The 19,133-nt window shown below is 62.9% G+C and carries 18 protein-coding genes; 9 read left to right on the top strand and 9 right to left on the bottom strand.

The window, feature by feature from the left end; all coding sequences use genetic code 11:
* From xdhB to GFJ39_RS04175, 7 genes are all read right to left on the bottom strand, one after another.
* Complete coding sequence (xdhB, locus tag GFJ39_RS04145; RefSeq protein ID WP_153430068.1) at window positions 1-2,328, bottom strand: xanthine dehydrogenase molybdopterin binding subunit; 2,328 nt, start codon at window positions 2,326-2,328, stop codon at window positions 1-3.
* Window positions 2,321-3,781, bottom strand: a complete 1,461-nt coding sequence (xdhA, locus tag GFJ39_RS04150; RefSeq protein ID WP_153430070.1) for a xanthine dehydrogenase small subunit — start codon at window positions 3,779-3,781, stop codon at window positions 2,321-2,323. Before xdhA ends, xdhB begins: the two co-directional genes overlap by 8 nt.
* A 104-nt stretch (window positions 3,782-3,885) precedes the next feature.
* Complete coding sequence (locus GFJ39_RS04155) at window positions 3,886-4,818, bottom strand: ABC transporter ATP-binding protein (protein ID WP_153430072.1); 933 nt, start codon at window positions 4,816-4,818, stop codon at window positions 3,886-3,888.
* The gene (locus tag GFJ39_RS04160; RefSeq protein ID WP_153430074.1) at window positions 4,815-5,768 is read right to left on the bottom strand and encodes an ABC transporter ATP-binding protein; all 954 of its coding nucleotides are present in this window, start codon (window positions 5,766-5,768) and stop codon (window positions 4,815-4,817) included. The genes GFJ39_RS04155 and GFJ39_RS04160 overlap by 4 nt, the downstream gene beginning before the upstream one ends.
* Window positions 5,758-6,741, bottom strand: coding sequence for an ABC transporter permease (locus GFJ39_RS04165; RefSeq protein ID WP_153430076.1), 984 nt, complete (start codon window positions 6,739-6,741; stop codon window positions 5,758-5,760). The genes GFJ39_RS04160 and GFJ39_RS04165 overlap by 11 nt, the downstream gene beginning before the upstream one ends.
* On the bottom strand, window positions 6,738-7,688 hold the full coding sequence (locus GFJ39_RS04170) for an ABC transporter permease (RefSeq protein ID WP_325062825.1): 951 nt from the start codon (window positions 7,686-7,688) through the stop codon (window positions 6,738-6,740). The genes GFJ39_RS04165 and GFJ39_RS04170 overlap by 4 nt, the downstream gene beginning before the upstream one ends.
* Window positions 7,689-7,790: 102 nt before the next feature.
* Entirely contained in the window at window positions 7,791-7,988 is a 198-nt protein-coding gene (locus tag GFJ39_RS04175; protein ID WP_153430078.1) for a hypothetical protein, read from the bottom strand.
* A 322-nt stretch (window positions 7,989-8,310) separates the two neighbouring features.
* On the opposite strand from GFJ39_RS04175, the gene cysK reads away from it, so the two are divergent.
* Together cysK and GFJ39_RS04185 are read left to right on the top strand one after the other, a co-directional pair.
* Window positions 8,311-9,306 (top strand): cysteine synthase A, encoded by a 996-nt coding sequence (gene cysK, locus GFJ39_RS04180; RefSeq protein WP_062446695.1) that lies wholly within the window; start codon window positions 8,311-8,313, stop codon window positions 9,304-9,306.
* Window positions 9,307-9,430: 124 nt separating this feature from the next.
* Window positions 9,431-10,099 carry an RBBP9/YdeN family alpha/beta hydrolase gene (locus GFJ39_RS04185; RefSeq protein WP_153430080.1) on the top strand — a complete coding sequence of 223 codons (669 nt, stop codon included), beginning with the start codon at window positions 9,431-9,433 and terminating at the stop codon, window positions 10,097-10,099.
* Between the two features lie 21 nt (window positions 10,100-10,120).
* On the opposite strand, the gene GFJ39_RS04190 is transcribed toward GFJ39_RS04185, so the two are convergent.
* Entirely contained in the window at window positions 10,121-12,496 is a 2,376-nt protein-coding gene (locus GFJ39_RS04190) for a heavy metal translocating P-type ATPase (RefSeq protein ID WP_153430082.1), read from the bottom strand.
* Window positions 12,497-12,839: 343 nt separating this feature from the next.
* Between GFJ39_RS04190 and GFJ39_RS04195 the strand changes: the two genes are divergently transcribed.
* From GFJ39_RS04195 to GFJ39_RS04210, 4 genes are all read left to right on the top strand, one after another.
* On the top strand, window positions 12,840-13,235 hold the full coding sequence (locus tag GFJ39_RS04195) for a hypothetical protein (protein WP_153430084.1): 396 nt from the start codon (window positions 12,840-12,842) through the stop codon (window positions 13,233-13,235).
* Between the two features lie 87 nt (window positions 13,236-13,322).
* On the top strand, window positions 13,323-15,113 hold the full coding sequence (locus tag GFJ39_RS04200) for a copper resistance system multicopper oxidase (RefSeq protein WP_153430086.1): 1,791 nt from the start codon (window positions 13,323-13,325) through the stop codon (window positions 15,111-15,113).
* Window positions 15,110-15,898 carry a copper resistance protein B gene (locus GFJ39_RS04205; RefSeq protein ID WP_153430088.1) on the top strand — a complete coding sequence of 263 codons (789 nt, stop codon included), beginning with the start codon at window positions 15,110-15,112 and terminating at the stop codon, window positions 15,896-15,898. The genes GFJ39_RS04200 and GFJ39_RS04205 overlap by 4 nt, the downstream gene beginning before the upstream one ends.
* Window positions 15,899-15,930: 32 nt before the next feature.
* A complete protein-coding gene (locus tag GFJ39_RS04210; RefSeq protein ID WP_153430090.1) occupies window positions 15,931-16,077 on the top strand; it encodes a hypothetical protein in 147 nt (48 codons plus the stop codon).
* 4 nt (window positions 16,078-16,081) lie between these two features.
* Here GFJ39_RS04210 and GFJ39_RS04215 read toward each other — a convergent pair whose 3' ends face one another.
* Complete coding sequence (locus tag GFJ39_RS04215; RefSeq protein ID WP_153430092.1) at window positions 16,082-16,423, bottom strand: metal-sensitive transcriptional regulator; 342 nt, start codon at window positions 16,421-16,423, stop codon at window positions 16,082-16,084.
* Window positions 16,424-16,833: 410 nt separating this feature from the next.
* On the opposite strand from GFJ39_RS04215, the gene GFJ39_RS04220 reads away from it, so the two are divergent.
* The 3 genes from GFJ39_RS04220 to GFJ39_RS04230 all read left to right on the top strand — a co-directional run.
* Entirely contained in the window at window positions 16,834-17,076 is a 243-nt protein-coding gene (locus tag GFJ39_RS04220; RefSeq protein WP_153430125.1) for a FeoA family protein, read from the top strand.
* Between the two features lie 5 nt (window positions 17,077-17,081).
* On the top strand, window positions 17,082-18,950 hold the full coding sequence (gene feoB, locus GFJ39_RS04225) for a ferrous iron transporter B (protein WP_153430094.1): 1,869 nt from the start codon (window positions 17,082-17,084) through the stop codon (window positions 18,948-18,950).
* Window positions 18,950-19,133: hypothetical protein (locus GFJ39_RS04230; RefSeq protein WP_194285281.1), on the top strand; the 184-nt coding region annotated here is incomplete at its 3' end. The genes feoB and GFJ39_RS04230, both read left to right, overlap by 1 nt.

Raw genomic sequence — 19,133 nt, forward strand, 5'->3', positions numbered from 1 at the left:
TCAGCCTGTTTTCATGACGGCGCGCTCCTGCAACGCCATCAGGGTTTTCAGAACCCGCTCCGGCGTGGCTGGCGCATCCAGTTTCGGACAGGCACGATAGTCGTCCAGACTGGCAATCGCGTCTGAAATAGCCTGAAGAACCGCAACCCCATGTACGAAAGGCGGCTCCCCCACGGCCTTGGAGCGAAAGATCGTCTCCTCCCGGTTCGGCGCGTTCTCCAGCAGCTCCACATTGAAAATCCGCGGCCGATCCGAACAGGCCGGGATCTTGTAGGTGCTGGGCGCATGGGTCCGCAGACGTCCGGCCCCGTCCCAGACCAGTTCCTCCGTCGTCAGCCAGCCCGCCCCCTGTACGAAGCCGCCTTCGATCTGCCCGATATCGATGTCCGGATTCAGGGACTGCCCGGCATCATGCAGGATATCCACGCGGTCGATGCTGTGCTCGCCCGTCAGCAGATCGACCGACACTTCCGCACAGGCCGCACCATAGGCGAAATAGAAAAATGGCCGCCCCCGCCCGGTCGCGGGATTCCAGGAGATTTTCGGCGTTTTGTAAAACCCGTTCGAAGACAGCGAGACCCGCGCGAAATAGACCTGCCAGGCAAGCTGCTGAAAGGTCATGACCTCCCCGCCGACATGCACGCCATCGGGCCGGAAATGGACGTCTTCAGCCGCAACGCCCCACTTCTCAACGGCAAAAACGATCATCCGATCCTTGATTTTGCGCACCGCATCCAGCACCGCCATGCCGTTCAGATCCGCCCCCGAAGATGCCGCCGTGGCGGACGTGTTCGGCACTTTCCCGGTCGTGGTGGCCGTGATTCGGACGCGATCCGCCGTCAGGCCGAATTCGCGCAGGACAATCTGCACCATCTTGGTGTGCAGCCCCTGCCCCATTTCCGTCCCGCCGTGGTTCACCTGAACCGAGCCGTCCGTATAGACATGCACCAGCGCGCCGGCCTGATTGTAATGCGTGGCCGTAAACGAAATGCCGAACTTCACCGGCGTCAGCGCAATGCCGCGACGGATGATCCGGCTGGTGCGGTTGAACGCCCGGATTTCGGCTTTTCGCGCCTGATAGTCACAGCGCTCGACCAGCTTCGTGAGGATCTCGGCCGTAATCGAGTCCTCCACCGTCATGTGATACGGCGTGAGATTGCGTGTCCCGGTCCCATAAACATTGCGCAGTCGGACCATCACAGGATCAAGACCGGTCGCAAACGCGACTTCCTCGATTACCCGTTCCGCCGCCACAATCCCCTGCGGTCCACCAAAACCGCGATAGGCGGTGTTGGACTGGGTATTGGTCCGCAAAGGCTCGGATTTCAGCCGTACATCGGGATAGAAATAGGCATTATCGGCGTGAAACAGCGCCCGGTCCGTCACCGGTCCGGACAGATCCGCCGCCCAGCCACAACGCGCGGCCAGCACCATGTCCACGGCCAGAATATCGCCCTCATCGGTGAAGCCGACATCATAGTCGATCAGGAAATCATGCCGCTTCCCGGTCGCCATCATGTCATCATCGCGATCCAGACGTGCCTTGACGGCCTGCCCCGTCCGGTCAGCGGCTATGGCGGCCAGACAGGCCCAGGCATTGGCCTGCGTCTCCTTGCCGCCGAACGCGCCACCCATACGCCGGACTTCCGTCGTGACCAGATGATGCGGCCGCCCAAGCACGGCCGCGACCAGATGCTGCGTCTCGGACGGATGCTGCGTGGAGGACCAGACGCGCATCTCCCCGGCCTCTCCGGGCTGGGCGAGCGCGGCCTGCCCTTCCAGATAGAAATGCTCCTGCCCGCCAATCTCGATCTGCCCCGACAGACGGCGCGGCGCGGCCTTCAGACCCCGTTCCACATCCCCGCGCTGCATGATCAGGGAGCGCCAGACCATCGGGCTGCCATTCTCCCGCGCCTGCGCGATGTTCAGGATCGCAGGCTTTTCCTCATAATCGATCTTCGCCAGACGTACGGCCTGACGCGCCGCCTGACGCGAGGTGGCCACCACGGCGAACATCACCTGCCCCCAGAAATGGACATGATCCGTCGCCAGAAGCGGCTCGTCTTCCCGATGAACCGGGCTGATCTGGTTCTCACCCGGCACATCATCCGCCGTCAGTACACACACGACGCCTGGCGCGGCACGCACAGCATCCAGATCCATCGACACGATCCGCGCATGGGCCTTCGTGCTCAGCCCCGGCACGAGATGCAGCGTCCCGCGCGGCTCGGGCAAGTCATCAATATATGCTGCCTGCCCCGTCACATGCAGTAATGCGCTCTCATGCTTCATGCTGGTCGAAGCAGCGCCCGGAACGAAATCAGACATGCGCCAGCCCTCCCGTCCGGGCGAGGCGCGCCTGACCGCCCCCCGTCGTTTCCTCAAAAAACCGCGTCAGTAGGTTGGCAGCGACGGTCTGCCGGTACCATGCACTCGCGCGCATGTCGGTCAGCGGCGAGAAATCTTCCAGAATCGCCGACCGCGCTGCCTCAAGCGCGTTTTCATCCCAGACCTGTCCGAGCAATGCAGCTTCCGCACCAGATGCCCGCTTCGGCGTGGCCGCCATGCCGCCATAGGCCAGCCGGACCGCAGTAATCCGGCCCTGATCGTCCGTTTCGATCATGAAAGCGCCGAGGACAGCGGAAATATCCTGATCGAAGCGCTTGGAAATCTTATAGGCCCGGAACTGCGCGTTCTGTGCCGGTATCGGAATGGTCAGCGCCTCCACGAACTCGCCGGGCTGCCGGTCCTGCTTTCCGTAAGCGATGAAATAGTCTTCCAGCGCAATGGACCGACGCTCCGTCCCGCGCCGCAGATGCAGCGTCGCGTTGGCCGCGATGAACATCGGCGGGCCGTCCCCGATCGGGGAGCCATTGGCGATATTTCCACAGACCGTGGCGCTGTTCCGCACCTGCGTAGAGCCCAGACGACGGATCATTTCCCCCGCATCCGGAAGCAGCTCCGCAATGGCCGGGCGCGCGTCCTGATACGTCACCGCAGCGCCAATCCGCAGTCCGTCAGCCGTTCTGGTCAGAGCGCGCAGTTCCGGAACGCGCCCGATGGGCACGACATGCTTCAGACGACGCATCCCCTTCGTCACCCACAGCCCCACATCAGTGGCGCCCGCGACAATGGTCGCCTCCGGATCGGCCAGAAGGATCTCCGCCAGATCATCCGCAGACGCCGGAATACTGAGCGTGCCTTCAGACCCTTCAAGCCGGACGCTTTCCCCGTCCTGCAACGCCGTCAGACGTTCAGAAATCGCCGCCACCTGCGTATCGAAACGGTCCGGCCCGGCCGCCATTGCCTGTTTCATGGCCCGCACGATCGGCGCATAGCCGGTGCAGCGGCACAGATTGCCGGCCAGTGCATCATCAATGGCCTGATCGTCCGTCGAGGCCCCTTCGGCCTTGCGATAAGCGGCCATCGACATGATGAAACCCGGCGTGCAGAATCCGCATTGCGAACCATGCTGCTCAACCATGGCACTCTGCACGGGATGCGGCGCATCGGCCGTTCCCAGGTCTTCGATCGTAAAGACCTGTGCGCCGTCCAGCATACTGACGAACTGAATGCAGGCATTGACCGCCCGCCAGTTCAGCCGCCCGTCCTCAAGCCGGACAACCAGCACCGTACACGCCCCACAGTCGCCTTCATTGCAGCCTTCCTTCGTGCCAGTCCGACCACGGTCGCGCAGCCAGTCCAGCAGGGTCAGCGTCGGGGACAGATCCCTGAGTGTGCAGAGGTCTTCCCCCAGATAAAAACGGACAGTCTGGCGCATCGGGCGGAATCTCAGGCAAAAAATACGAGGGGGCGTGCAGACTTCTGTGCCCCACGGCAGGCGTTGCCGTCTATATCCAAGATCGGAACGAAGCGTTGCCTTTTCTAGAGCAGTGGATAATGACAGGCGACCGTCCGCCCTTCCACGATCCTGTGCGGTTCCGGCCGTTCCTGCGCGCATCGCGGCTGGGCCAGCGGACAGCGCGTATGAAACGCACAGCCCTGCGGCGGATGGATCGGGCTTGGCACGTCGCCTTTGAGCGGCGGCGGCAAGGGCCGGTCCGGACGGGGCACAGCGTTCAGCAGGGCCCGCGTATAGGGATGGGCCGGGGCTTGCAGAACCGCCAGCACGTCCCCTTCCTCCACGATCCGCCCCAGATACATGACGGCAATCCGGTCCGCCATCTGCCGCACGACCGCCAGGTCATGGGAGATGAACACGCACGCCACGCCCAGCGAATTACGCAATTCCCGCAGCAGATTCACGATCTGCGCCTGCACGGATACATCGAGCGCCGATGTCGGCTCATCCGCCACCAGAAGATCCGGCCCCAGCATCAGGGCCCGCGCAATGTTCAGACGCTGCCGCTGCCCGCCCGAAAACTCATGCGGATAGCGGGACAGAACGGACGACGACAGACCAACCTGCTCCAGCAGCGCCGCGATCCGTTCGGCAATGCCGGTCCGCCCATGAATCCGCATCGGTTCCGCCAGCGTCTCACCGATGGTGCGGCGCGGATTGAACGTCGAGGACGAATCCTGAAACACCATCTGCATCCGCGGCCGCCAGCGGCGCAGCGCCCGGTCCGACAGGCCGGAAATCCGCTCCCCTTCAAAGAACACGTCACCCGAACTCGGCGCTCCTAGTCCGATCAGCGTCCGGCCCAGTGTGGACTTGCCACAGCCGGACTCCCCGACCAGCGCCAGAGCCTCTCCCCGATGCACGACCAGCGACACATCGCTCACGGCGCGCAGGGTCTGCCCGTGCGACAGGCGGTATTGTTTGCTGAGGTTTTTCGCTTCAAGCAGGATGGTCATGCGTCGTACAGCACGCAGGCCACGCGCCGCCCTTCTTCCGGTTCACGCAACGCAGGACGGACAGCACAGTCCGGCCGCACAAACCGGCAGCGGGGCGCGAAAACACACCCTTCCGGCCGCGCATCCGGAGCCGGCGGCCGTCCCGGAATGGACGGCAGCGCATCCGGCCTCGGACCATCCAGCGGCGGAATCGCCTCCAGTAAAGCCTGCGTATAGGGATGCAGCGGCCGCGCCATCACCGCCGCAACCGGCCCCTGCTCCACCACAAGCCCTGAATAGACAACCGCCACATGCGTGCAGGTCTGCGCCACGACGCCCATATCGTGCGTAATCAGCATCACACCCGCCCCGCTATCGCGGATTTCGCACAGCAACGTCAGAATCTGCGCCTGCACCGTGACATCGAGCGCCGTGGTCGGCTCATCCGCGATCAGAAGCGCGGGACCACAGGACAGCGCCATCGCGATCATGGCACGCTGACGCAGACCGCCGGAAAGCTGGTGCGGATAACGCTTCGCCGCTGCTTCCGGATCGGGCACGCCCATCCGCCCCAGCAGAGCCACGGTCCGCGCCCGCGCCTCACGACGACTGACGCGCTCATGCAGGCGGATCTGTTCATCAATCTGCGCGCCAATGGAGCGCACCGGCAGGAACGCCGTCATCGGGTCCTGAAAGATCATGGCCATGCCCGCACCACGCAGACGCCGCCACTCCCGATCTTTCATCCCGAGCAGTTCGCGCGCCTCAAAACCGATGGAGCCTGAGGCTTTCAGCCCCGGCAGCAGCCCCATCACGCTCATGGCCGTCAGGCTTTTCCCCGACCCGGACTCCCCCACCACGCCAAGCGCATCCCCACGCCGCACGGTCAGGGACACGTCTTCCAGCAGGGCCGTCCCATCCGGCAGTTCCAGATGCAGGTGATGCAGCTTTAAAAGAGCGTCAGCGCCCATGCCGCCCCTCCATAATCCGCGGGTCCAGCAGGGCATAGAGCCCGTCCACCAGCGCATTGGCGATGACGACGAACACGGCGGCATACATGACTGTCGCCATGATGAGCGGCAGGTCGAGCGTTGCCAGTGCCTGATAGGTCAGCCGCCCCACGCCCGGCATGGCGAACACAACTTCCGTCAGAAGCGCGCCACCGCCCAGAAGCTGCGCAAAATCCAGCCCGAACAGCGAAATATAGCTCAGCCAAGACAGTCGCAGACCATGCCACAGCCAGACGCGCACCGGTCCCGCGCCCTTGGCGCGCGCCGTGCGGATGGAATCTTCGCCCATGGCGGTCAGCAGTTCGGAACGCAGGACCCGCGCATATAGACCGATAAAACACACCGCCAGCGTCAGGGACGGCAGGAACAGCGCCGTCGCCCAGCCCCACGGGCTCTGCGAAAACGGCACATATCCGAGTGGTGGCACCCAGCGGAACAGGAATGTGTCATGCCAGCGGCTCTGCGTGACGAGATTGACAACCTCGCCGAGCCAGAACACCGGCATGGACAGGCCAATCAGGCCCAGAACCATCAGCAGCCGGTCCACCCAACTATCGCGCAGAACAGCCGAAGCAATCCCGAACACCAACGATCCGCTGACCCAGAAAAACGCAGCCCACAACACCAGCGAGAGCGTCACGGGTGCTGCCTGCAACACTTCCGGAACGACCCGCTGCCCGTGATTGACGAAAGACGTCAGATCCCGGGTGACGAACAGCTTTTCCATCATCTTCACGTACTGCACGGGCAGTGGTCGATCGAACCCGTATTCCGCGCGGATGCGTTCCACGACCTGCGGACTGGCCCCGCGCCCTGCAATCCGCGCTGTCGGGTCTGCCCCCGGTGTGGCAAAGAAAATGCAGAACACCAGAACGGAAATTCCGAAAATGACCAGCAGCATCTGCCCGGTCCGGGAAGCCAGACTGCGGATCATCGGCCTGCTCCTTTCGGGTCAAGCTGGTCCCGCAGCGCATTGCCTAGAACATTGAGCGCCAGAACGGTCAGAACGATCGCCAGCCCCGGCACGATGGCCACCATGGGCCGCGTATAGAGTAGCCCTTCCCCGTCCTGAATGATCGTCCCCCAGGACGCCGCCGGGGCCTGCACACCCAGCGACAGGAAAGACAGTGCTGATTCCGCCAGCATGCACAGCGCCATCACCAGGGGAGCCAGAACGGCCATGGTCGGCGTCAGTCCCGGCAGGATTTCCCGCCACAGGATACGCCAGTCCGACGCCCCCATTCCCCGCGCCGCCATCACGAACCCGGCCTGCGACAGGCTCAACGCCCGTGCCCGCAATGGTCGCGCCGCATAGGGCACATAGACCAGTGCGATAATCCCGATCGGGATCAGCAGATTATCCGCCCCGATGGTCACAGGCCCAAGCCGGATGCCATGCCCCACCGTGACGACGGACAGCGAAATTGCGAACAGATAGACCGGGATCGCCCAGAGCATATCCAGAATGCGCGACAGGATCAGATCGATCCAGCCACCGAAATACCCCGCACAGATCCCGATACAGGCCGCCAGACACAGGCAGAACGTCGCAGACGCGGCCGCAATCAGCAGCGAATTACGCCCGCCATACAGGACGCGCGCCGCAACATCACGCCCCTGCGAGTCCGCCCCAAGTGCATACGGCCCCGGCCGCCAGTCTGGTCCGATCGGACTGAGCCCCAGATGAAGCGGATTGTCATTCGGCTGCATGAGGTCAACGCGCTGCCCGTTCCGGATCGTCGTGCCCGCAATGTCGGAGGAAAACGGGTCAATCCCGTTGAACGACGCATAAAGCGGAGCGGACAGGCAGGCGAGGACGATGGAAACCAGAAGCAGGGCCGCGAAGGCGCCATCGCGGCGCGTCAGAACAGCGCGGATAATCCGCCGATAACTTCCTTCCACGCCTGCTCCAATCCGTTCCGGTTCGTGATCTTTTTTGTTCTACAGCACGAACGGGCCCGGACAGAAGGGGGTCTTTGTCAATCAGACCAGTTGATAGGCTGGCCTGCGCACATGCAGACGGATGCGCTGCTGAAGCGCGACCAAATCGGGAAGGAGTTCGTTGTGGAGCGCGCGCACGCTGTCATGCGCGGCGTAGAAGCGTCTCGCCCCGCTTTCGCTGACCAGAATGGCCGCGCCGAGGAAGACGCCGTTGATTTCGATGACTGTTGAACCAAGCATGATGCCGGACCCTGAAGAAAGAGCCCGACAGTCCAGTTGTCGGGCGTTATGACACGCCGGAGACACTTGCCTCCGGACCTGAAGCGGAGCAGCGTTTGCGCTGCGTGCTACACATTCGACACATCATTGACCGACTGGTCCCGTTGCTGTGGATGCCACTGGAGACTGTCAGATACGACGGCCTGTAGCGTGCCGTCAACATATAACGCATGAACATGATGTGATATCGACGCCACGCCCATAATAACGCTATTGTTTCGTTGTAACAGAAATCATCATTTACCGTCTGCCCTTTTCCCCATTTCCCATGTTAAGTGAGGCCATGAGCAAGAAGGTTCCGCTGTCCCCCGCCCCGTTCGAAGGTTATGCCGCCCCCCGGGGACGCGTTTTCAACTCCTTTCTGGAGACGGTCGGAGGCACACCGCTGGTCGCGCTGCCACATCTGACCCAGCGTGAGCATCTCAACGGGCGGCTGCTCCTCAAGCTGGAATTCTTCAACCCGCTCGGCTCCGTCAAGGACCGGATTGGCGTGGCCATGCTGCGGGATGCCGAAGCGCGCGGCCTGATTACGCCGGGCCGCACCGTCCTGATCGAACCGACCTCGGGTAATACCGGCATTTCGCTCGCTTTCGCCGCCGTGGCGCTGGGATACCGCCTGATCGTTACCATGCCGGAAAATGCCTCAACCGAGCGCCGCAAGATGCTGCGCCTGATGGGCGCGGACACGGAACTGACCCCTGCATCCCGTGGCATGGCCGGCGCCATCGAACGCGCTGAGCAGCTCAACCGCACCCTGCCGGACGCCTGGATGCCGAGCCAGTTCGAAAACGACGCCAACCCGGCCGTGCATGAAGCCACGACGGCCCAGGAAATCTGGGAAGATACGGCAGGCAAGGTCGATATGGTCGTGGCCGGTCTGGGAACGGGCGGTACGGCGTCTGGTATTGCCCACGGGCTCAAGAAACACCGCAAATCCATCAAGGTCTATGGTGTGGAGCCGCGCGAAAGTGCCGTGCTGCATGGCGATGAGCCCGGCCCGCATGGCATTCAGGGCATCGGCCCGGGTTTCGAGCCCGATACGCTGGATCTCAAGGCGCTGGACGGGGTGTTCGAGGTCTCCGAGCAGGAAGCGGTGGCAACGGCACGACTATGTGCAGCGGTTGAAGGGATTCCCATCGGAATTTCCTCGGGGGCCGCGCTGTTTGCGGGAATGGAACTGGCCCGCAAGCCCTCCAGCCGTGGCAAGACGATCGTGGCCATCGTCCCGTCCTTTGCGGAACGCTACCTCTCCACGCAGCTCTTCGACGGGCTGGCCTGAGGGTTAATAAAACAACCATAAACAAAAGTTATTTTATTTAATGCTCGTTTGTGTTCGTTATTAACTCGAAGTCCTGTTCCGCTCTCCTGAAGAAGAGTCGGGACGGCTGAGAGGAGATAACGTCATGAACCTGTTTTCCGGCCGTCCGACATCTTTCGATCCCGCATGGGCGACACATGGCCTGCCTGATACGGGCCGCCAGCAGATCGCCGGCGCGTTCCAGCGCCTCGGCCAGCAGGTCGAACTGCTGCTGGTTCCCGGCCTGTTCGGTTCGGGTCCGGATCACTGGCAGTCCCACTGGGAACAGGCTTACGGTCTGCAACGTCTCCATCAGATGGACTGGGAAGCGCCCAGCCCCGCAGACTGGGACGCAGCGCTTACCGCTGCGGTCGAAACATCCTCACGCCCGGTCTTCCTGATCGCCCACAGTCTCGGGGCCGTATTGAGCGCGACATGGCTGAGCCGGCATGGTGGACAGCGCGTGGCCGGGGCGTTTCTGGTCGCGCCTGCCGATATTGACCAGACGACGCATCCGGACGTCACGCGCATCCGCTCTTTCGGCCCGCTTCCCCACATGCCCCTGCCCGTGCCCACCGCGATCATGGCCAGCAGTAATGACCCCTGGCTGTCCCTTCCGCGCGCACGCGCGCTGGCCGGACAGTGGCAGTCGGATTTTCTGGAAGCGGGCGCTGTCGGCCATATCGGCAGCAGCGAACCGCTGGGCCTGTGGGGGCATGGCGCGACGACCATGCTCGATTTCGCCCGCAGGAAACTCCCGTTCCGGGTGCAGTGACCGCAACCGGAAGAGCCCATGTCAGGACTGGCCGGAGACCGGTTTCCAGCGATTGAGCAGCAGGGAGTTGCTGACCACGGAGACGGAACTCATGGCCATGGCAGCACCCGCCACGATCGGGTTCAGCACCCCGAAAGCCGCCAGCGGCAGACCCAGAATGTTGTAGATGAACGCAAAGAACAGGTTCTGCCGGATCTTTGACAGCGTGGCGCTGGACAGGGAAATCGCATCCAGAACACCCGTCATCTCGCTCTTCATCAGCACGACATCGGCCGTATCGAGAGCAACGGAAGAGCCCGCGCCAATGGCGAAGCCGACATCGGCGGCGGCCAGGGCCGGCGCATCGTTGATGCCATCGCCCACCATGCCGACCAGACCGCCCTGCGCGCGGTATTTCGCAACGTCCTCCGCCTTGTGCTCGGGCAGCACGCCGGCCAGATAGTCATCCACGCCAATCTGCCGCGCCACAACCGAGGCCGCACGTTCATTGTCGCCCGTCAGCATCACGACCCGGATGCCCCGGGCCTTCAGAGCCTTCACAGTCGCCACGGCATCGGCCCGCAGTTCATCCGCCAGTGCGATGATGCCCAGAACCTGACCACCCTGCGCCACGGCGATGACGGTATTCCCCTCGCTTTCCAGCGCGGCGACGGGCAACGCGGACAGATCCAGACCACTCGCCCGCATGAAGGCTGGCGAGCCCAGATGCGCTTCCTCTCCGCCGAACCGGGCCACGACGCCCTTACCCGGCACCGCCTGAAAATCTTCTGCGATGACAGAGGAAGCGACGCCATGATTCCGCGCATAGTCCACAATGGCGCGGGCCAGTGGATGTTCGGAATTAACCTCAAGGGCATGCGCGACACCCAGAAGTGTCTCCATCGACACTCCGGCCGCCGGATGCACCGCAACGACCGTCGGACGGCCCTGTGTCAGGGTTCCCGTCTTGTCGACGATAATGGTCTTGAGCTTTTCGGCCCGCTCCAGCGCATCGGCGTTACGAAACAGAATGCCACACTGCGCTCCACGCCCCGTCCCGACCATGATGGCCGTCGGCGTGGCCAGACCCAGCGAACACGGACAGGCGATAACCAGAACGGACACCGCCGAGACGAGGCTCCATGTCGCGGAGCCGGTCACGGCCCAGCCGATCAGGAAGGTGAGAACGGCGATCCCGATGACGGCAGGGACGAAAATGCCGGAAACACGGTCGGCCAGACGCTGCACATTGGCCTTGGAGCCCTGCGCCTGCTCGACCATTTTCACGATCCGTGACAGCGCCGTATCCGCGCCCACCCCGGTCGCCCGGACACGCAGCGCGCCATTGGCGTTCATCGTTCCGCCAAAGACCCCGTTGCCGGCCTCCTTGAGAACCGGAACGCCCTCACCCGTCAGCATGGACTCGTTGACTTCGGATGCTCCCTCGATAATCTCGCCATCCACCGGCACGCTCTCGCCCGGACGGACGACGAAAATGTCCCCGACATGCACATCCGCGACCGCACGATCCACAATCACACCATCACGCTCGACATGCGCGATCTGCGGCTGAAGGTGGAGCAGGCTTTCGATCCCGGCGCTGGCCCTGTTCCTGGCACGGGTCTCCATGAGTTTGCCGAGCGAAATCAGCGTGATGATCGAGGCGCTGGCTTCGAAATAGACATGCTGGTGCAGTCCGAACACCATGACGACCGCGCTGAACAGCCAGGCAATGGACGTTCCCAGCACGACCAGCACATCCATGTTGGCCGAACCGCCACGCACGGCGTTCCAGGCCCTGCGATACAGATGCGCGCCACAGACGAACTGCACGATCGTCGCGAACAGGAACTGCGCCGGAACCGGCACGATCATACGCCCGAAGAACATGCCGACCATCTCGGCAAAAAGCGGCAGGGACAGGATGAGCGTCAGGATGAAACGGTTGCGCTCACGCTTCCAGATGGCGGCCCGCTTGGCTTTGGGGTCCTCGCGGGGGCCCTCATCGAGGCGCGCCGCGCCGAAACCAGCCTTTTCGATCGTCCCGATCAGATCTGCCGGTTCGACCACGCCGGGAATATAGTTGATATGTGCGCGCTCGGCCGCGAAATTCACGCTGGCCCGCACCGAAGGCTGACGGTTCAGGATCTTCTCGATCCGTGCGGCGCAGGCGGCGCAGGTCATGCCCGACAGGGACAGGTCAAGACTCTGCTCGTCCACTAAAAATCCTGCACGACGCACGGCCGCCACCACGCTCTCGAGAGAGGACGCAGTATTTTCAAAAGTGACCTGCGCTCTTTCGGACGCGAAATTGACAGTCGCTTTCACACCGTTCTGACGGTTGAGCATTTTTTCGATCCGGGCGGCGCACGCGGCGCAGGTCATGCCACCGACGGGGAAACTGATCGTTTCTGACATCTGGAGAGGATCCTGTCGGCTAGGAAGGTTCAGCAAGGTCAATAAGAGATATACCCCAACACCCTATTTTCAAGTGCAGAAAAAACAGCGCTCTCGCGATCGAGACTGATTGGGTGATTATGAAGCTTCGGAGGGCGGCGGGAAAGTTGAACTGCCACTGACCGCTGGCACATTGAAGGAATTGATTCCCCGGCAGGGTATGTTTCATATTAAAAACGGAACAAATCCGACGAGCGGTTTTCCGCTGGGCAAAATAATCTTCCCTTATCCCCCTGGCAGGTATAAAACATCTCCTGTTTCAGGAACCGTATTGTCCTGTTTCTTACTTTTTCTGGGATTTCTGATGCTCAGGACACATGCCCGGATCTGGATCGGCCTGCTGGCCTGCCTGCTGATGCAGGTCGGGCTGATGCTGGGCGTGTCCACGGCGCAGGCCACATCACAGACCCAGCCGCCCCGGCACATGAGCATGCACCATATGGCGCATCATCAGAACGCCGATATGGCCGGTTGCTGCACGACGACAGCATTCCAGACGATCCCCCATCCGCAACCGTCCTCCGATGGCTGCTGTCATACGCACACGGTCTCGACGGAGCCGATGCTGACGCTGACATCCATTCATCCGTCCCGCCCTGACCATACGGCATCCAGCGCTTTTGCACTCCACGTACAGAACCGTTTCAACGGCATGGACTGGATACCCGCCTCTCCACCTCCCAGGCCCCGCGCGATCTGACACACGCCTGACGGGCGTGAACCCGTCCTGCTGCCGGAAATCGGCATTCAGGGCCTGATTCTCTGTCATTTTCGCGGATTTCTCATCATGACCTTTCCGTCCCATATCCGGGGCGGCCTGACACGACGGCGTTTCGTGACGGGGACTGGCGCAGGCGGCCTTCTGGCCGCCTTGCCCCACACCTCACATGCGTTCCCGTCCAGGCCCTCTTCCGGTGCCTCTTCCGGCGCCTCTTCCGGCATCATCCCCTCCCATCCCTCTGACCGGTGGGATCTGAAAGTCGGACACACGCGCATCTCGCTCGATGGCAAAACCATGCACGCCCCGACCGTTGGCGGTACGGTACCCGGCCCGATCCTGCGCTTCAGACAGGGCGATACCGTCAACATCAACGTCACCAACACGCTGGACGAACCCACCTCGATCCACTGGCACGGCATCCGCACGCCCGCCAACATGGACGGCGTCCCGGGGCTGAGCTTCGGCGGCATCGCACCGGGCGAGACCTTCACCTACCGCTTCAGGCTCCATCAGAGCGGCACCTACTGGTATCACAGCCATTCGGGGATGCAGGAAGCGATGGGCCTGTATGGCGCACTGGTCATCGACCCGAGCCGCCCGGACCCGAACGCGTGCGACCGCGATTATGTGATCTTCCTGAGCGAATGGACGGATGTCATGCCCGATGACATCGTCAGCAATCTCAAGATGCAGGACGACTATTACGTCTTCCGCCAGCGCACGGCCGCGTCATTCCCGAAGGAAGCGCGCGAGGCCGGAAGCGCGGGCGCGGCCCTCGCGAACCGTCTGACATGGTCGAGAATGCGCATGGCCGCGACCGACATCGCAGACGTCTCGGGCGCGATCTACACCTACACACTGAACGGCCACGCCCCGGACATGAACTGGAGCGGCCTGTTCCGGCCTGGCGAAAGAGTACGCCTGCGCTTCATCAACGGCTCCAGCATGACGTTCTTCGACGTCCGGATCCCAGGGCTCGAAATGCTGGTCGTACAGGCCGACGGCAACGATATCGAACCCGTTCCCATAGACGAGTTCCGCATCGGCGTGGCGGAAACCTACGACGTCATCGTTCAGCCGAAGGACGAGCGCGCCTATGCCATTTTCGCCCAGAGCGAAGACCGCACCGGCTACGCCCGCGGCACCCTCGCGCCGCGCGAGGGCATGATCGCCCCCCTGCCGCCGATGGATCCGCGCCCCGTCCGCACCATGGTCGATATGGGCATGGGGAACATGAAGCCCGGCAAAAGCATGAAGGGCACGAAAATGAACGGCGACATGGCCGGAATGGACATGCACGGCATGGATATGAGCCACATGGCCATGCCGAGGATGGAAGTGGACGATCCTGGACCCCCTCCCCTCAATGTCGAAAACCAGATGCGTGCCATGATGCCCATCGACCGCACCGGCAGCCCCGGCGACGGTCTGGAAAACAATGGGCGCCGTGTCCTGAACTACAAACAGCTTCGTGCCACTCGCCCCGGTGCGGATCCGCGCCCTCCAACGCGGGAAATCATTTTGCATCTGACGGGCAACATGGAACGCTACATCTGGGGCATGAACGGCCGGAAATTCTCGGAATCCGGGCCGATCCGCCTCAAACTCGGCGAGCGCGTGCGCATCACGCTCATCAACGATACCATGATGGAGCATCCCATCCATCTGCACGGTCTGTGGAGCGAACTGGAAAACGGTCAGGGCGACTACCGCCCCTACAAGCACACCGTCATTTCCCAGCCGGGCTCGAAGCTGAGCTATCTCGTGACAGCCGATACCCCCGGCATGTGGGCGTATCACTGCCACCTGTTGTATCACATGCATCTGGGCATGTTCCGTACGGTGATCGTGGCATGAAACACGCCCCTTCCCTCGCGCTTCCGGCCCTCGCGATCCTGTCCGTTCTCGCCCTGTCCGGCACAGCCCGCGCCGACCAGTTGACCTATCATGCGGCCGATGCGCCCGAAGCCACCCCTGTCGTCTATATCGGCAATTTCAAGCCCACAATGGACCAGGGCACCTGGTTGCACGGCATTTTCAACGAGCTTGAAGGCCGCTATGCACCCGGCGGCACTGACTTCCGCTGGGATGGCGAAGCCTGGTTCGGTGGCGATTACAACAAGATCTGGCTCAAATCCGAAGGCACGCTGGAAAAAGGCCGCCTGAGTGATGGGGACCATGAACTCCTCTATACGCGCTCCATCTCGTCTTACTGGAACCTTCAGGGCGGCGTGCGAATGGACCTTGATGACGGCCCGACGCGCACCTGGGGCGCGTTCGGCATTCAGGGTCTGGCGCTGTACGAGTTCGAGTTCGAGGCCACGGCCTATGTCAGCGATCGCGGACGTTTCGCCACACGCGTGGAAGGATCTTACGACTTCCTGCTGACCAACCGCCTGATCCTTCAGCCGCAGGCGGAATTCAACTTCTACACGAAGTCCGACGCCGCACGTCAGGCTGGCGCCGGCCTGTCGGATGTCGATGCCGGTCTGCGCCTGCGTTACGAACTCTGGCGGAAATTCGCGCCCTACGTGGCCGTAACCTACTCCGGATATCTCACCCAGGCCCGCCGGATCGCCCGTGACCGGCACGACGACACCGGCTCCGTCCGCTTCAGCCTTGGCGTCCGAAGCTGGTTCTGATCCCGACACCACATACAGGAAAGTCACACATCATGCGCAAGACCCTTCTCGCACCGGACATCCTCTTCACAACCACCGCAGCCTGCGCCAATTCCTCCATACCCGGCATGGACATGAGCCACATGGACATGGGGTATGACGAACCAGACGCCGCCCCCGGCGAAACGCTGGAACACTGACGCTTCAGCGCATCATCCGGCGGACAACCTGGAGAAGTTCGTCAATCGCGTCTTCTCCACCGTCTTCCTGCACCGCGCGGCGCACACAGCCATTGGCGTGGGACGACAGGATCTGGATGGACACACCATCCAGCGCCGACTTGATGGCGGAGATCTGGGTCAGGATATCGACGCAGTAGCGGTCGTTCTCGATCATGTTGAGAACCCCGCCGACCTGCCCCTCGATCCGGCGGACCCGGTTCGTCAGGGCCTTTTTGCGGGGCTGTTCGATACGCCGGCTGTCATCGTCCAGCGTCGCGCCGCTCTCGCAGACATCCACTGCCTGTTCTTTATGGGATAGTGCCATTCCAGGATCCGCCCTCTGCCAGACATTCCGAACGTAACATCATGGGGTCATGCCCGCCCAACCCGGCGCTCACAGGCGGGTGTATGCTCCCCTGCGTCCGGAATTGCCAGTCCAACGAGATCCTCTCGTGTTTCGGAATTGGAAAAAACCGAGTCTCCCGGCAGGAAAAACATATCCCCCTCATCTCTGGACAGTCAGGTCTTTCCTGTTGTGCCGGGTCCTTCTGGCGCGCCCTTTCCACCTGACGGCGGGTTTCATAAAATTTATTATAAAACCGGCGATTTCGTTCAGTCTGTAGCGCTCTTGATGCAAATCATTCTCACTCCCCTTCCCGGATGGTCAGGATGCGCCTATCTAGGGTAAAGGTCCGCGCCGCTGAGCCCGCGCCATATTACCGGGGTACCGAACTGATGCTGTATCTGGATACACTGCCCAAGGGCGCTCATGCCGTGATCGAGAAGATCGAGCAGCGCGCGCCGCTGGACCCGATCGCCACACGGCTGGAAGAGCTGGGCTTCGTACCCGGCGAGGCCGTCCAGGTGCTCGCGACCGGGCCGATGGGCAGGGATCCGATCGCCGTGCGCCTGGGAACATCGCGCTTTGCCCTGCGCCGGGGGGAAGCCGCCCGCGTGGGTCTGCGGACTGCCGCCTGATCTCCATGAGTTCGACAGCCTCGACGCAGACGCCCGCCCCCAGCCTGCATATCGCCCTCGTCGGAAATCCGAACTGCGGCAAGACCTCCCTGTTCAACCAGCTGACGGGAAGTCGGCAGAAGGTCGCGAACTATGCGGGTGTGACGGTCGAGCGCAAGGAAGGGTTCTTCACAACGCCCAACGGCCGCGCAATCCGCGTGCTGGACCTGCCTGGCGCCTACAGCCTTGATTCGACCAGCCCCGACGAGGACGTCACGCGCGATGTCTGTCTGGGCCGACACCGCTCCGAACCCCGGCCCGAAATGCTGGTGGCCGTCATTTCGGCGACCAATCTGCGGCTGCATCTGCGTTTTCTGCTGGAACTGAAGCAGCTTGGCCTGCCCGTCATCGTGGCGTTGAACATGATGGACGAAGCCCGCCGCCATGGACTTCAAATTGACGTCGCCGGATTACAGGCCGATCTGGGCATGCCCATCGTCCCCGTCGTCAGCCTCAACCGCGCGGGCGTGATGCCTCTTCTTCAGGCTCTCGATCTGCCCCTTCCCGCTCCACCGGCCCCGCTCCCGGCGGGGATCGATCCCCATATGGAAGTGCGGCGGCTTCTGGCGGCTTATGTTATCGATCCGTCAGCGGGAACGGACCGCCTGACCGACCGGCTGGACCGGCTGTTCCTGCACCCGGTCTGGGGGCCGGTCATTCTGCTGGTCGTGCTGTTCGTCATGTTCCAGACCGTTTTCGCCTGGGCGCAGCCGCTCATGGACGGGCTGGACAGCGGGATCTCGACTTTCGGGCAGATCGTCCTCAAGCCATTGCCGGACGGCATCCTGCGCAGCCTTCTGGCCGATGGCGTGATTGCCGGTGCGGGCACGGTCATCGTGTTTCTGCCGCAGATCCTCATCCTCTTCCTGTGGATTCTGGCCCTTGAGGAATCCGGCTATCTGCCCCGTGCGGCGTTCCTGCTGGACCGGCTCATGGCGCTGGCCGGGCTGAGCGGACGCTCCTTCATTCCCCTGCTGTCGAGCTTCGCCTGTGCCATTCCGGGCATCATGGCGGCCCGGACCATCCAGAACCCGCGCGACCGTCTGGTCACGATCCTGATCGCACCGCTCATGACGTGCTCCGCGCGTCTGCCGGTCTATACGCTGCTGATCGGCGCGTTCGTGCCGCACCGGACCGTCCTGGGGATTTTCGGGCTTCAGGGGCTGGTGCTGTTCGGGCTCTATGCCGTGGCCATCGTCAGCGGCGTGATCGCGGCCCGTGTCATGACACGGGGCGTAAAGTCCGAAGAGCACCCCCTGCTGCTCGAACTGCCGCCCTATCGCCGCCCGAACCTCAGGAGCCTGGCACTCGGCCTGTGGCAGCGCGCGGTGATGTTCCTCTCCCGCGTGGGGACGATCATCGTCTCGCTGAACGTGCTGCTCTGGGCGCTGTCGAGCTTCCCGCTGCCGCCCGCAGGCGCGCCGGGGGCGGCCATCGATTACAGTCTGGCCGGACGAATCGGCCATCTGATGCAGTGGGTGTTCGCGCCCATCGGCTTCAACTGGCAGATCTGCGTCTCGCTCATCCCCGGTCTCGCGGCCCGTGAAGTGGCCGTCAGCGCGCTGGCGACCGTCTACGCCATCGGGGCCACGGATGACGGCGCGACCGACAAACTCCTGCCGCTGCTCTCGACGCAGTGGAGCATGGCCACCGCCTTCTCGCTGCTGGCCTGGTATGTTTATGCGCCGCAATGCATTTCCACGCTGGCTGTCATGCGGCGGGAGACCGGATCGATCAAAACCGTTCTGTGGGCTGCGGCATATCTGTTCGGACTGGCCTATCTGGCCGCGTTCCTGACCTATCACATCACCCGCGCCCTTACGGGAGTTCCCTGATGCTCGAACTTGCTGTTGCCCTGCTGATCGTCTGCGCCGCCGCGATTTACTGGTATGCGCGTCTGTTTCCTGCTGGGTGGGGCCGATTGCGGGCCGCCGTGGGCCTGCCCGCTCCCCAACCCACCACCGGCAAGGGTTGCGGCGGCTGCCCGGGCTGTGACCGGTCCGGCAAGGGTGGCTGCC

The sequence above is a fragment of the Gluconobacter aidae genome, assembly GCF_009547075.1.
Taxonomy (GTDB): domain Bacteria; phylum Pseudomonadota; class Alphaproteobacteria; order Acetobacterales; family Acetobacteraceae; genus Gluconobacter; species Gluconobacter aidae.